This window comes from Erysipelatoclostridium sp. An173 (genome assembly GCF_963931465.1).
GTDB lineage: Bacteria > Bacillota_I > Bacilli_A > Erysipelotrichales > Coprobacillaceae > Thomasclavelia > Thomasclavelia merdavium.
Window position 1 is genome coordinate 576,551 of the sequence record NZ_OZ007017.1, and the last position, 15,008, is coordinate 591,558.

The following is a 15,008-nucleotide window of genomic DNA, read 5'->3' on the forward strand; positions in this document are numbered from 1 at the left end:
GGGGTAAGACATGAATAATCAGAAACAGAATAATGATCTGTTACAGAAGATCGAATGTACAGCAGCCTCGCTTGTAAAGAAATCAGGGATACTGTTTATCTGGATCCTGGTCTGTGCGATCGGTGTCGATGTCTTCAAGACACTGACATATGCACCTGAGTATATGTCGACGATGCAGGCTGCCCTGGTATTAGAGGAAAATACCTACAGCCAGCTGGAACAGGCCCAGTCATATATCACGACATTAGACTATATCTTCAACGGTCAGGTCGTTAAGGACTATATCAAGGAAAAGATGAACGTCGATGATGTCGAATACACATGCAATGTATCCAGTCAGAACCAGACCAATATCGTCAATATCTCGGTAACGGCACCGACAAAAAGAGAAGCCTATTATTCCTTGGAGTATCTTACCGAATGGTATGTAAACAATGCCGCTCAGTATCATCTGTCTTATGAACTTGATGTACTGCAGCGTTCACAGTTAAACGAAAGTCCGGTCGTAGCCAACGGCCATTTCAGGAACCTCAGACTGGGTGTGATCATCAGCTTTGTCTTTATCCTGATTTATGCTTTTATCATCTATCTAAGACCAACGGTCAAGACAGCAAACGATATAGAAAAACAGGCCGACTGCCGTCTGTTTGCAAGGATACCAAAGGAACATAAAAAACGGGGCCGTCACCGCAAGGATGCAATTTTAATAACATCATTAAAAACAAGCTTTGCCTATAAGGAAGCGGTCAAGAAATTAAGGAGCCGGATCGAAAGCTCAGCTGAAAAACACGGCTACCGTACTTTCATGATCACCAGTTCGGTTGAAAACGAAGGCAAATCATCGATCGCAGCCAATCTGGCTTTATCATTGAGCCAGAATCAGCATAAAGTACTGATCATCGACGGGGATATAAGAAAGCCGTCACTGCATAAGATATTTCAGATCAGGACCGACCGCAGCATCAATCAGTATTTAGAAGGAAAACAGAGCTGGGAAAGCCAGATCGATTATCTGGAAAAACAGAACCTGTCTGTCTTATGTGCTAAACAGGACCTGGAAAACAGTGAAAAACTGATCCAGGACAGACTTAAAGGATTGATTGAAGAAGCTAAAAAGGAATTTGATCTTGTGATCATCGATACATCACCGGCATACGGGATCAATGAACCGCTGATCATCAATGAATGGGTCGATGCTTCACTGCTGGTCGTAAAACAGAACGAAGCACCGCTTACCCTTATCAATGAAACGATCACCAGAATCGTTCAGGCTAAAAACAATCTGATCGGCTGCATCTATAATTCAAGTGTTGCCGATCTGAACAGAAATCGAAAAATCTACGGTTACCGCTATGGATACAACCGTTACAGCAGGAGGTAATGACCATGCAGGATAACAATGCTGAAAAGATCGATCTGACAAAGTATCTTGACTACTTTTTCAGGACAGTATTAAAACTGAAGAAACTGTTTATCCTGATCATCGTGATCATGATCGCGATAATGGAGATCAGGACAGTCTTCTTCTTTGAAACGACATACAGTTCGGATGCTGTATTTGTCGTACATACTCAGGACCAGGACAATATATTTGCCACAAATGATGAAAACGATGATATGTTTACAACCTTCAACGGTCTGATGACCGGACCGATGATGCAGCAGATCATCCAGGAAGGATTAGGTGTCAGTCTGCAGGATATATCGATATCGCTTGCCAAGATACCGGATACCAATCTGGTGCAGCTGCATGTAACAGCAAAGGACGGAGAAACGGCATTCCATGTAGCCAGCTGTATCTTAAACAACTATCATCAGGTAACCGATCTGGTAATGAGCGATGTAGAGATCTCGTTACTGGATACACCGGCAGTAGCTAAAGCACCGGATGCCTATCCTGATTATCTTCGTAACGGGATCATGGGACTGGCAATCGGAATCATTATCTGTTTGGTTATCAGTTTTGCCGTGATCATTTTCAGACATACGATCATCGACAGCGAAGATGTAAAAAATGTCCTACATTTAAACAATATCACTAAGATACCGTATCTCAATGCCAGAAGAAAAAGAAAATCAAAACAGCTGGAACTGCTGCTGTCCAATCCAAGGATCCAGTATTCGTTCCGGCAGTCGTTTCATGATCTGAGACTGCGGTTTGAACAGGAAAACAAAAAGAACCAGAGCAGGGTATTCATGGTCGGCAGCGTCCTGCCAAATGAAGGCAAATCAATGGTGGCATCCAATATCGCCATTTCACTAGCCGACAAGGGACATAAGACCGTTCTGGTCGATCTTGACCTTAGAAATCCAAGTGTCTTAAGGATACTGGAGGAAGATGAATTAAGCGGAAATATCGGCGGCTATTTAAAAGGGGAATACGTACTGGAAGAGGTCATCAATCAGTATCAGGATTATCCGCTTGATGTCATCTATGGTGTGGATTCCTATGAAAATGCTCCGGAACTGCTGTCGAGACCGTCTTTAGAAAAACTGATCAGAGCATTGAAAGAACGCTATGAATATGTGATCCTGGATGTACCGCCGCTTTATATCCTGGAAGATGCACTGATCATCAGCCGCTACTGCGATACCGGACTGATCGTTATCAAACAGGATCATGCAAGCGAAGCGGATATCCTGGATTCACTGGAAGAATTAAATGAACATCTTCCATATATCATGGGGACAGTGATCAATCAGGCCAGAGCGTCAGTATTCGGCAGCGAGCATCACCGCTACGGATATGGATATGGATACGGCTATGGTTACGGTCATAAATAAATATCAAGACAAACGGAGGAAAACGATATATGTATAAAAGTTTTAATGTTAAAACTTTAGGCATACTGGAGATAAACTATTCAAAGAACGTCTTTCCGGAGCAGGGGAAAAGAAGCCGCCAGGTAGAGCTGCTGATCATCTATCTGATCTTAAACCGTGATAAAAACATCACGTCAAGACAGCTGATCTCCTATCTGTGGGGGGATAAGGAAGATCAGGTAACGATCGGAGCATTGAGGAACCTGGTATACCGTGCCCGCAAGGATCTGAAGAAACTGTATGCAAAGGAGCCGTGCATCCTGTCAAAAGGGCATAGCTATTTCTGGAATCCGGCAGTCAAATGCCAGGTGGATTATGAAGAGATAATGGAACTGAGCGAAAAGATAATAAAAGGAAACGACACCGACAGTCAGTATCGGGACTGCTGTTGGCTGGCAGATAAATTTGAAAATCCGTTTTTACCGGAGCTTCAGGATAATGAATGGATCGGACAGTTAAACAGAAAACTGATAAAGAACTGCTTTGATGCACTTTTCCAGACCATCGATAAACTGGAAAACGAAGGGCGGTTTCAGGAGATCGTGGAACTGACCGGACATCCGCATCTTGCCGGGATCGAAAACGAAGTACTGTTCATCAAAAAGATGAATGCGTATTATCATCTTAAGGAAACAGACAGAGCATTAAAGTACTATCAGGAACTGATGAACAGTTACTATCTGTTTTACGGAATCGAGACAGCACCGCAGATAAAGGAGCTGTATCAAAAATGTCTTGATGAAAGACCGCAGGTACAGCTTGATACGATCAGCATCGAAGACTTTTTAGAAAGCAGCGAGACATTGAAAGGAGCATTTTACTGCGACTTTTATGTATTCAAAAGGATCTATCAGCTAAATCTTGTAGAAGCTAAAAGCAGCGATCATAAAAGGGCACTGGTGATGCTTACGCTAAGCGGTCAGAGCAGTGAAGAAAATGCGATGAGTGAAGAATCACAGCGGTTAAAAGATATCATGATGAAGAATCTTAGAAAAAGCGATATCTTTTCACAGTACAGCACGACACAGTATTTTCTGATCATCCAGGCGCCAAAGACAGGCGGAATAGAAACAGCTATAGAGCGGATCATCAGATATTTTGACAGGGAAAAAAACCATCCTGAAATCAGTATCAGTAAAAAAATTAAAGAAATTGATTAATGGCTCACTATCATAGAATGGTGAGCTTTTTTTATTAAATATTTAATATATTTTCTTTTGTAATAAATCAATAATCAATCATATAAAATTTATAATACGACATAATAATATACTTATAAGTGTTAAAATATCATAAATAAAACACAAAAGGAGATAAATATGTTCAAAAATATTGCGTATTTTTATAAAAGAGGTATAATATGGTTGTTATAATATGCGGAGGAAATATGAAAATGGAAATTAAAGAAATAAAAATAGGGGGGTTTAGGAACATAAAAAACTGTGTAATAGATATTGATAAAATTACCGGTTTATTATCTATTAATAGTTATGGGAAATCTAATATATTAAGAGGTATTGAATTTGGGATTGATTTTATAACTTCTTCAAATCAAGTAAGAGATAATATGTTTGGGTGGAAAAGTGGGTTTCCAAAGAATAAAAATATCGATCCCAAGAGATTTAATTTTGAATTATATATCGTATATACTAATAATATTTCTGAATATGATATAAAATACGGTTTTTCAATTGACTGGAGACTTTCTGAAAAAGAAAGTGGTGGAATTAATAAGGAATATTTGTATATCAAGGATAGACAAAAGTCTTCGAAGTTTTCTCAATATATAAACAGAGCATACGATATTTCTAAATATAAGGGTTCTGAAAATGGACGATGTGATAAAAAAATAAATATTGATTATAATGAATTAGTACTAGAAAAACTTACGGCTTATGATGAATTGTTTTATTTAGAGATTCTTAAAGAGATAAAGCATTTAGAAGTATATGTTGATCAACATTTAGATAGTGCTGATGCTTTTGAGTTCGAGCCAATAGTATTAAAAAATAATGATGATTTGAAACTAGTAACTGTGGATAACATACCAAGAACATTATATAAGTTAAAAGAACAATACTTAGATAAATATAACTATTTAATGGACATTTATAAACAGTTGTTCCCTAAGATTGAAAGAGTAGAAACGCGGCGTTTTGAATTAGCAGGCCCTGCACAACCACCTGAATTACCTGAAGAGTATAAATTAGTCGAACATGCTTATTTTTTATATTGTAAGGAATATAATATGTCATGTGAAATTAATTTTAAACAAATGTCTGATGGAGCTAAACGGGTTTTATTATTATTAACTAATTTAGTTTTGGCAGATATTAATAATGTTATATTATTTTGTGTTGAAGAACCTGAAAATTCTATTAATCCATCTTTATTTAAACAGTATATTGAAGTTATTAATGATTTAAGTGAAAATACAAAAATAATTATTACGAGTCATTCGCCTTATTTAGTTGATTATTTGCCGCCAGAGAATCTATATATTGGATGTAGTAATGATTGTGATATTGCTGTATTTAAGAAAATTAAAAAAAGAGCAATTAAATCTTTATACAGAGATTCTAAGGAAATGGATATGTCCTACGGGGAGTATGTATTTGACTTAGTTAGTACTGGCGAGGATATTGATAAGTATGTCGAATAAAAAAATAGTTTTTATTGTAACAGAAGGCGAAACAGATGATTTGTTTTATAAAAAAATTTTGGAAGTATTAAAGACCAAAACTCCCAATAATCGTTTTTCGTTATATAAAATTAAATATATTTGCATCAAAGGTTTTGGTAAATTTGAAAGTAAACTAAATAGTAAATTTAAAAAATTGGTTAAAGAATACAAAAGGGATGATAAGAATACAGATTTTTTTGTTTTTCTTTGCTATGATAACGATATTTTTATTGGAAAAAAGAATCCACCAATTGATCCTGTAAAAATAGAAAAAGATTTAAAGAAAAATGGTGCAAATGAAGTTTTTCATATAGTTGCAAATAAATGTATAGAAGATTTTTTCTTGTATGATTTTGAAGGAATATGTCGATATTTGAAATTAAAGGGTGAAAAGAAAACAAATTACAAAAGTTTAATAGGATTAAAACAATTATACAAAAAAGCGGGGAAAGCATATATTAAAGGATCAAGATGTGACGCACTTTTAAATCAACTGGATTTTGAGTTGATTGAAGAAAAAATTTGTCCGCAACTCTCTAAATTTTGTGAAATTTCTGGGATTGATTGTTCAAGAAAAAATAAAGTATCATAATAACATAAAAAGAGCAAAATTGCTCTTTTTTATGTTTTGTAGATTATATTTTGAATAACTTTAATAACACCATTATTATTACATGATTCACATTTAAAATGAGCAGCATTTTTAGCTTCAATTAATGCATTTTCAGGTGCATAACTATTATTTGCATACTGTAACATTTCAATATCATTTTCCCCATCACCAAAAACATATAAATCATTTTGATCAATATGATATTTACTAACTAAATATTTAAGCTGATCTAGTTTATTAGTGCCTTTTGGTAAAATCTCAATCCAATATTGACTAACGCGTACGACTTCATAATTATAAAGCCGTTTTTTTAATAGTTTAAAAAAGAAGTTGAAAAAGATAGTACCACCTAGTTCAATTTTTTCTACTTGATTGTAAACAGCTTTATTATTTTGTTTAGGAATGGGTTTATGTTTAATTAAATAACGCAATATATAAAATATTTTATCATAAAGACTTGATAATGTAATTCTTTCTTTTTGACAAACAACAGTAACTCTAAAAAATAGGCGATAGGCTATTTTTATGATCTTTTTTACTTCCTTTAAATCAAATGAATTTAAATAAATATATTCACGGTCTTTAAAATCATAAAAAGCTAAACCATTAATTAATATCAAAGCACCAGTTTGATACTTTTCCATTTCCAATTCATCAACTATCCATTTAACACTTTCAAAATTTCTTCCTGTAGCTAAAACTAATCGATTCTTACTTTGAAATTCTTTTAATACAGCAATTGTTTCTTTATTAAGACTACCATCAGCTAATAAAGTACCATCTAAATCACTAACAACTGTTTTCATAAACTCTCCATTTGTCTTTAAGAATATTTTTTACGAATATAATCGCGATCTTTTTGAACATCACTACGATATTGCTGGTAGTTGTTATCAAATTGATTGTGATAGTGAAAAATAGCGGTAGTAGGATTAATAACACTAACGATATTACCGGCAGCTCGGACAAAAAATTCATTATGATCAAGAATACGAATATTATCATCCCAGCCAATTTCTTTTAATTTATCACTTCTAGCTAAGAAGATATTTGCAGTCTTACCGACAACAAAATGAGTTTCATCAATTTTAGTTAAATGTGGAATTTTTAATGGTTTTAAAGCTTCTTGCATTAATTGTTTATAATATAAGTGAGAGCTTTTTTTAGGGTCTTCACATTTAGGTGTTGATAAAACCCCAAATCCAACTAAATCAACTTCTTGGTGCTGCTTTAAAAATCTAAGTTCATCTGCAATATTGCTTCGTAATGTCAATAATTCATCATCATCCATGCGCATTACATATGGTGTTGTTACTTCGTTTAATGCTGCGTTTAAGCCTTTACTTAAACCACTATTAAATGGTAAATGAATTATTTTTAAGTTTTGGCCTTTTATTTCTAATGGTTTAAAACTATCATCACTAATTATTACTCTAGCGTTAGGATAGTATTTTTGAATATTTTGATATAGTTTTTTAGCCATTGCCTGTCTTTCAAATGATTTATAGATAAATGTGACATTTTCAACAACTAAGTCAATATCTTCTTGATTAGGTTTACGTAGTCCTTTTAAATACCAGGAGATTGTTAAAATACGATACTCTAAATTAATAAATAATTTATATAAAATATAAAATAATGGTTCTAAACGACCATGAGATATTTTTTTAAGTACATCTTTCATAATAGTAATCCTTTCTTAAAATTCATCACTATTTTAACATATATAAATATTCTTTTTTATACTTTATAAAAGTAATTATTAATTTTCCAGGATATATATTTATATAAATATTTAAAATAGGAGGAAAATTATGTTTTGGATATCTTTGTTTTTTATTGGTGCTTGTTTTGGTAGTTTTTTTAATGTTGTTATTTATCGATTACCATTAAATGAATCAATAATAAAAGGAAGGAGTTATTGTCCTAATTGTTATCATCAGTTATCATGGTATGATTTATTACCGATTGTTAGTTATCTTTGTTTAAAAGGAAGATGTCGTTATTGTTTAAAGAAGATTGGGATTAGTCATTTAGTTATTGAAGTTATTGGTGGTATTTTATTCGTTTATTGTTTTTATCAATATGTTTTTTATAAAATGATCATTGTTTATTTTATATCAATGTTATTACTTGTAATTGCTTTAATTGATCTAAAAACATTTAATATTTATGATATCACGATTTTTATCTTATTTATATTAACGATTATTTATCGTTTATTAACAAGCTTTGATATTTTAGATATGATTGCTGGTAGTTTAGTAATAAGCAGTTTGATGATGGGAATCAATATATTTATTAAAGATGGTTTTGGTATTGGTGATATTGAATTAATGTTTGTTTCTGGTATTTTACTTGGATTTAATAATATTATTATAGCTTTTATGATTGCGATTATTACTGGGGGTGTTTATTCATTATTTTTATTGTTATTAAAGAAAACGACCATGCACAGCTATATTCCTTTTGCTCCTTTTTTAACCGGTGCTATTTTTTTTATGTTGCAATATGATAATATTTTTATTTTTTGAATGATTTATTGTTTAAATAATAAATTTTTATATCAAAATTTCGGCTTTATCGATTTTATTTTGCTATATAAATTAGATATATGTTATAATCATGTTAAGATAAATAAAAAAAGGAGGGGACTTATGAACTTTTTGTTTATTTCACCGATGTTTCCAAAAAATTATTGGAATTTTTGTGATCGAATGAAAAATCATGGGGTCAATGTTTTAGCAATCGGGGATATGCCTGAAGAACATATCAGCGAAGAATTAAAAAATTCAGTTACTGAATATTGTTATGTAAATAACATGGAAAATTATGATCATGTTTATCGTTGTGTTGCTTATCTTGCAAGCAAATATGGAAAAATTGATTGGATTGAATCTAATAATGAATATTGGTTAGAGTTAGATGCTCGTCTAAGAACAGATTTTAATATTAATACCGGAATGAAAGAAGATGTTACTAAAATCTTCAAAACAAAATCTGGTATGAAAGCTTACTATGAAAAAGCTGGAGTTAAAACAGCTCGTTATCATTTAGTTGATACTTTAGAAAATGGGAAGAAGTTTGTTGAAGAAGTAGGTTTTCCAGTTATCGTTAAGCCAGATAATGGTGTTGGGGCAGCAGCTACATATAAAATTAGTAATTATGAAGAATTAGAACAATTTTATCAAATTGATCATATTACTCAATATATTATGGAAGAGTTTGTTAATGGCTTGATCATTTCATATGATGGTTTAGCTAATAAAGATCATGAAGTGATTTTTGAAACTAGCCATGTTTTTCCAAATTCAATTATGGATGTAGTTAATAATAATACTGGTATGCATTATTATTCATTGCGTCAGATTCCAGAACAATTACAAAAATTAGGTCGCAGTGTTGTTAAAGAATTTCCATTAAATGCACGATTCTTTCACTGTGAATTCTTCCAATTATTAGAAGATCGGCCAGGACTTGGTAGTAAAGGTGATTTTGTCGGATTAGAAGTTAATATGCGGCCACCTGGAGGATATACGCCAGATATGATGGACTGGGCTAATGATATTGATATTTATAATATCTATGCTGATATGGTTGTTTATAACCATAGTGATTATTATACTAATCGTCCATATCATTGTGTATACTGTGGTCGAAGAGATGGTAAAGAATATTATTATAATAATGATGCTTTAATGGCAATGTATGGTTCACATATTTTAATGAATGAAAGAATGCCCGATATTTTATCAGGAGCAATGGGTAATTATACTTATACAGCTCGCTTTGAAACATTAGAAGAAGTCCATGACTTTGTTGATAAAGTATTGAAGGAGGTTTAGAAATGAAAGTTGAATATTATAAAGAGTATAGTAATTGTCTAAATCGAGATATGGAATATAAGGTTTATGGACATGCGGGGATTCCTTTATTAGTATTTCCAGCTCAAGATGGACGTTTCTTTGATTTTGAAAATTTTGGGATGATTAATGTTATTGCAGATAAAATTGATGCCGGATTAGTTCAGGTTTTTTGTTTAGATAGTATTGATAGCGAATGCTGGTCTGATGAAGGTGGCGACAATAATCATCGTACTTATATGATGGAACAATGGTATTATTATGTTATGGATGAATTAGTGCCACGGATTTTTGAAATTAATGGTACTGGTCAAAAAATTTATACAACAGGTTGTTCAATGGGAGCTAGCCATGCTTGTAATTTTATGTTTAGACGGCCTGATGTTTTTAAAGGGTGTATTTGTTTAAGTGGTTATTATGATAGTGATTTATTCTTTGGGGATTATCATGATGAAAGATTGTACAACAATAGCCCGATTCAATATTTGCAAGGAATGTCTTATGATCATCCATATGTAGAAATGTATCGTCATTGTGATATTATTTTATGTTGTGGTCAAGGTGCTTGGGAAGATGAAATGATTTATTCAACTCGTCGGATGCAAGAATTATTGGAATATAAAGATATTCCTGCCTGGATCGATTTTTGGGGATATGATGTTAACCATGATTGGGACTGGTGGCAAGTTCAGTTACCATACTTTTTAAATCATATTTTATAGGGGGATGGAAATTATGAATGTTGTATTTATTTCACCACATTTTCCATTATATTTTCATAATTTTTGCTCACGATTAAAAATTCGCGGTGTCAATGTTTTAGGAATTGGGGATGCTAATTATAGTGAAATTAGTAATGAAACTAAAGATAGTTTAAGCGAATATTATCGAGTTGATAGTTTAGAAAATTATGATGAGGTTTATAAAGCAGTTGCCTATTATATTAGTAAATATGGTAGAATCGATTTTGTTGAAAGTCAGAATGAATATTGGTTAGAAACAGATGCGCGAATTAGAACAGATTTTAATATTAATAGCGGTACTAAATATGAAGATTTGGCAGTAATGAAATATAAATCAAAAATGAAAGATATCTACAAAAGCATTGGTTTAAATGCCGCTCGTTATTGTTTGGTAGATACTTTTGAAAATGCTTTAGCTTTTGTTGAAAAAGTAGGTTATCCAATTGTTGTTAAACCAGATAATGGTGTTGGTGCTTCTTCAACATATAAACTAAAAGATCAAAGTGAATTAGAGTATTTCTTTGCAACTAAAGATAATCGAGTTTATATTATGGAAGAGTATGTTAATGGCCATGTTGAAACCTATGATGGTATTACTGATAGCAATAAAAATATTTTAATTGCTAATAGTACGATCATGTTAAATTCAATCATGGATAATGTTAATGAAAATTGTGATACTGCTTTTTGTAATCGTTTTGTAGCTGGTAGTGATATTGAAGAAGTGGGTAAAAAAGTAGTCCAGGCTTTTGATACTCGTAGTCGTTTTTTCCATTTTGAATTCTTTAGATTAGATGCTGATAAAGAAGGACTTGGAAAAAAAGGTGATTTAATTGGTTTAGAAGTAAATATGCGCGCTCCTGGTGCTTATATGCCAGATATGATTAATTTTAGTTATGAAACAGATGTTTATACAATTTGGGCAGATATGCTTATCTATGATAAATGTTTCATGGATGTAAAACAAAAATATTTAGTAGCTTATATTGGTCGTCGTGATGGTATTGATTATATGTTAAGCAATGATCAAATTAATCAAAAATATGGTGATTTAGTGATGCTTGATGTTGATGTTCCTGAAGCATTGAGCGCAGCGATGGGAAATCATGTTTTCATGGTGCGAGCAGAAAATCAAGAACATTTAGACTTTTTAATCGATGAATTATTACGACGCAGTGATGGTAGAAATTGGCGTTAAAAATAAATAAAAATAAAATATACGTCAAAATAATTCCTTTTTTATTCAAGATGTGTTATCATATAGGTGGTTCTTAAATGAACCACTTTATCCCAAAAATGTGCTCTATGCACAATGAAGGAAGAAGCAATTCTTCCCTCCCCACAATAGTTAGGGTCTCCCAGCCCTAACTTTTTTTTATAATATTGATAAAAGGATAATCCCAATGATAAAAACAATGATTCCAACAACAATAAATAATGTTCCAATAGCGCAATTAATATAAATACCACTCATATTAATAAATGATTGTTCTGGTTTTTTAGGGTTGTATTTTACAATATATTCTTTACCACTAATAAAAATAGCAAAAGTAGACCAGCCGGTAGTACCAAGATATCTCTTTCCATCAACATAGTATTCATAAGTTGCTTTAATTGCTTTATTGTCGCTTGTTAAAGATTTTTGCGATTTTAATAAAGTGCCAGTTGTATTAGCGCGACAGGAAAAAATTTTATAGTATTTTGGAATACTGTATATAAGTCCAACAGTAGTAAATGATATTGCAACGATCCAAACAGCAATCATTATTTTTCACTCCCTTAATTAAATTATAAAAATATTATAGCTTACTAAATATAAAAATTAAATATCGTTGATACTTATAATAACAGGCAATAAATTGTAATATTAAAGATAATATAGTAAAATATTAGCGGATAAATATGTTTATGGGGGAAATGTAATGAGTTTAAAATTAGTGATATTTGATATGGATGGTTTAATGTATGATACAGAACCAATTGGGATGAAATGTATGTTAGAGACAGCATTACAATATGGTTATAAAATTGACCAAGAATTTGCATTGAGTTCAATTGGGATGAATATTAACGATCATCGTAAAAAGGTTTTAGAAAAATTTGGACCAGATTATCCTTATGATCAAATCAGTTTACAATCACGTAAAATGCGAATGGATTATCTTTTGAACAATGGCATTAAAGTTAAACCAGGATTAAGAGAATTGATTGCATATTTAAAACAAAAAAATATTTTAATTGCCATTGCTTCTAGTTCTAAAAGAGAAACTATCGATACTTATAATAAATTAGCTAATATCGATGGTAGTTTATTTGATTATATTATTTCCGGTGACAAAGTCGAACATAGTAAACCTAGTCCTGATATTTATTTAAAAGTATTAGAACATTTACATATAAATAATGAAGATGCATTAGTATTAGAAGATTCTCGCAATGGAATTTTGGCAGCATCTAATGCTAAAATTAAAGTAATTTGTGTCCCTGATTTAGTTAAACATGGTGATGATATTAATAAGCTTCTTTATAAAACAGTACCTTCATTAAATGAGGTTATTGATGAAGTTGAAAAGTTACTATAATTTAAATGATTAGTTTTTTGCTGATTTATAAAATACTAAGGTAGTTTAGTAAAGTAAAATAGAATATGTCTGCAAATATTAAAAGCCACATTCAATGTGGTTTTTAATATATCGATGTAAAGTTATCTGGCAAAATATTTTAGATTATTAGCAAGATTATATTTTCAAACAATGAAATTTTTGTGTAAATAACGATAATTTAAGATAAAATAGAAACAATAAATAAACAAGGAGGTATTATATGAGTTTTCCGAAAGGATTTTATTGGGGTGGCGCTACTGCTGCTAATCAATTAGAAGGTGGCTGGCAAGAAGGCGGAAAAGGTGTTTCTTGTCCTGATATTTGTACTGGTGGTAGTGCTACTAGAAGTAAAAGAATTACACCTGAATTAGAAGAAGGGACTTTTTATCCTTCACATGATGCAATTGATCATTATCATCGTTTTAAAGAAGATATTGCTTTGTTTGCAGAGATGGGATTTAAAATGTATCGTTTTTCTATTGCATGGACAAGAATTTTCCCAAATGGTGATGAAACAGAACCAAATGAAGAAGGTTTAAAATTCTATGAAGAATTAATCGACGAATGTTTGAAATATAATATTGAACCAATGGTTACTATTTCACATTATGAAGTACCATTTAATTTAACTAAGAAATGGAATTCTTGGGTAGATCGTCGAATGATTGATTGTTATTTGAATTTCTGTAAAGCAATTTTTACGCGTTATAAAGGAAAAGTAAAATACTGGCTAACATTTAATGAAATTAATTCAGCAACAACTGCTATGGGAGCGTTTTTAGGTCAAGGAATTTTAAATGAAATCAAACCAATGGATTTCATGAATCAAGTTGATATTCCAAACAACCGTTTCCAAGGATTACATCATCAATTTTTAGCAAGTGCTTTAGCTGTAAAAATGGCTCATGAAATTGATCCTGAAAATCAAGTTGGATGTATGCAAATCATGGCAACAAGCTATGGATTAACATGTAATCCAGCTGATCAAGTTGAAAACCAGCAAAAGAATCATTTAATGAACTGGTTCTGTAGTGATGTTCAATGCCGTGGTAAATATCCTAATTATATCAAGAGATATTTTAGAGAAAATAATATTGAAATTAAAATGGAACCTGGTGATGAAGCAATCTTAGCTAGTGGACCAGTAGACTTCTATACATGCTCTTACTATATGTCAAATTGTCAAACTGCTGATCCAGAAAAACAAATAGCTGGTAAAGGAAATATTTTAGGTGGGGTACCAAATCCATATCTAAAAGCTAGTGACTGGGGATGGCAAATTGATCCTGAAGGATTACGTTATTCATTAAATGAAATCTGGGATCGTTATCAAAAACCAATTTTCGTTGTTGAAAATGGATTAGGTGCTTTTGATAAAATCGATGATGATGGTAAAGTAAGAGATGATTACCGTGTTGATTATTTAAGAAAACATATTCAACAAATGCATGAAGCACTGTTAGATGGCGTTGATTTACGTGGTTATACTCCTTGGGGATGTATTGATCTTGTTTCAGCATCAACTGGTGAAATGGCAAAACGTTACGGATTTATTTTCGTAGAAAGATACGATGATGGAACTGGTGATTTTTCAAGAAGAAGAAAAGAATCTTTCTATTGGTATAAAAAAGTTATTGAAACTAATGGTGAAGATTTGGGATAATAGATGTGTTAAAAACA

At 32.0% G+C, this 15,008-nt stretch carries 14 protein-coding genes; 11 read left to right on the top strand and 3 right to left on the bottom strand.

Annotation, left to right across the window (positions count from 1 at the left end; all coding sequences use genetic code 11):
* The first annotated feature begins 10 nt into the window (after positions 1-10).
* The 5 genes from ABGT36_RS03005 (at position 11) to ABGT36_RS03025 (ending at position 6,098) form a co-directional block, all read left to right on the top strand.
* A complete protein-coding gene (locus ABGT36_RS03005; RefSeq protein ID WP_346676763.1) occupies positions 11-1,381 on the top strand; it encodes a polysaccharide biosynthesis tyrosine autokinase in 1,371 nt (456 codons plus the stop codon).
* 5 nt (positions 1,382-1,386) lie between these two features.
* Complete coding sequence (locus tag ABGT36_RS03010; protein ID WP_346676764.1) at positions 1,387-2,784, top strand: polysaccharide biosynthesis tyrosine autokinase; 1,398 nt, start codon at positions 1,387-1,389, stop codon at positions 2,782-2,784.
* A 29-nt stretch (positions 2,785-2,813) separates the two neighbouring features.
* Entirely contained in the window at positions 2,814-3,983 is a 1,170-nt protein-coding gene (locus tag ABGT36_RS03015; protein WP_346676766.1) for a BTAD domain-containing putative transcriptional regulator, read from the top strand.
* Positions 3,984-4,210: 227 nt separating this feature from the next.
* A complete protein-coding gene (locus ABGT36_RS03020) occupies positions 4,211-5,485 on the top strand; it encodes an AAA family ATPase (RefSeq protein ID WP_346676767.1) in 1,275 nt (424 codons plus the stop codon).
* Complete coding sequence (locus tag ABGT36_RS03025) at positions 5,475-6,098, top strand: hypothetical protein (RefSeq protein WP_346676768.1); 624 nt, start codon at positions 5,475-5,477, stop codon at positions 6,096-6,098. Before ABGT36_RS03020 ends, ABGT36_RS03025 begins: the two co-directional genes overlap by 11 nt.
* 29 nt (positions 6,099-6,127) lie before the next feature.
* Here the strand turns inward: ABGT36_RS03025 and ABGT36_RS03030 are convergent, their stop codons facing one another.
* Both ABGT36_RS03030 and ABGT36_RS03035 read right to left on the bottom strand, forming a co-directional pair.
* Entirely contained in the window at positions 6,128-6,925 is a 798-nt protein-coding gene (locus tag ABGT36_RS03030; RefSeq protein ID WP_346676769.1) for an HAD family hydrolase, read from the bottom strand.
* 17 nt (positions 6,926-6,942) lie between these two features.
* A complete protein-coding gene (locus ABGT36_RS03035) occupies positions 6,943-7,803 on the bottom strand; it encodes a glycosyltransferase (protein WP_346676770.1) in 861 nt (286 codons plus the stop codon).
* A 130-nt stretch (positions 7,804-7,933) separates the two neighbouring features.
* Here ABGT36_RS03035 and ABGT36_RS03040 point away from each other — a divergent pair, with 130 nt between their 5' ends.
* The 4 genes from ABGT36_RS03040 to ABGT36_RS03055 all read left to right on the top strand — a co-directional run bounded on the left by ABGT36_RS03040 (position 7,934) and on the right by ABGT36_RS03055 (position 11,923).
* The gene (locus ABGT36_RS03040; RefSeq protein WP_346676771.1) at positions 7,934-8,653 is read left to right on the top strand and encodes a prepilin peptidase; all 720 of its coding nucleotides are present in this window, start codon (positions 7,934-7,936) and stop codon (positions 8,651-8,653) included.
* 123 nt (positions 8,654-8,776) lie between these two features.
* Complete coding sequence (locus ABGT36_RS03045) at positions 8,777-9,964, top strand: carbamoylphosphate synthase large subunit (RefSeq protein WP_346676772.1); 1,188 nt, start codon at positions 8,777-8,779, stop codon at positions 9,962-9,964.
* A gap of 2 nt (positions 9,965-9,966) precedes the next feature.
* Positions 9,967-10,704, top strand: coding sequence for an esterase family protein (locus tag ABGT36_RS03050; protein WP_300082701.1), 738 nt, complete (start codon positions 9,967-9,969; stop codon positions 10,702-10,704).
* Positions 10,705-10,717: 13 nt separating this feature from the next.
* Positions 10,718-11,923, top strand: coding sequence for a carbamoylphosphate synthase large subunit (locus ABGT36_RS03055; protein WP_346676773.1), 1,206 nt, complete (start codon positions 10,718-10,720; stop codon positions 11,921-11,923).
* A gap of 177 nt (positions 11,924-12,100) precedes the next feature.
* Here ABGT36_RS03055 and ABGT36_RS03060 read toward each other — a convergent pair whose 3' ends face one another.
* Positions 12,101-12,490, bottom strand: a complete 390-nt coding sequence (locus ABGT36_RS03060) for a DUF3592 domain-containing protein (protein WP_346676775.1) — start codon at positions 12,488-12,490, stop codon at positions 12,101-12,103.
* Between the two features lie 157 nt (positions 12,491-12,647).
* On the opposite strand from ABGT36_RS03060, the gene ABGT36_RS03065 reads away from it, so the two are divergent.
* Positions 12,648-13,307 carry an HAD family phosphatase gene (locus ABGT36_RS03065; RefSeq protein WP_308698210.1) on the top strand — a complete coding sequence of 220 codons (660 nt, stop codon included), beginning with the start codon at positions 12,648-12,650 and terminating at the stop codon, positions 13,305-13,307.
* A gap of 241 nt (positions 13,308-13,548) precedes the next feature.
* Positions 13,549-14,991: a glycoside hydrolase family 1 protein gene (locus ABGT36_RS03070; protein ID WP_346676777.1), complete on the top strand. Its 1,443-nt coding sequence runs from the start codon at positions 13,549-13,551 to the stop codon at positions 14,989-14,991.
* Positions 14,992-15,008: the final 17 nt, after the last annotated feature.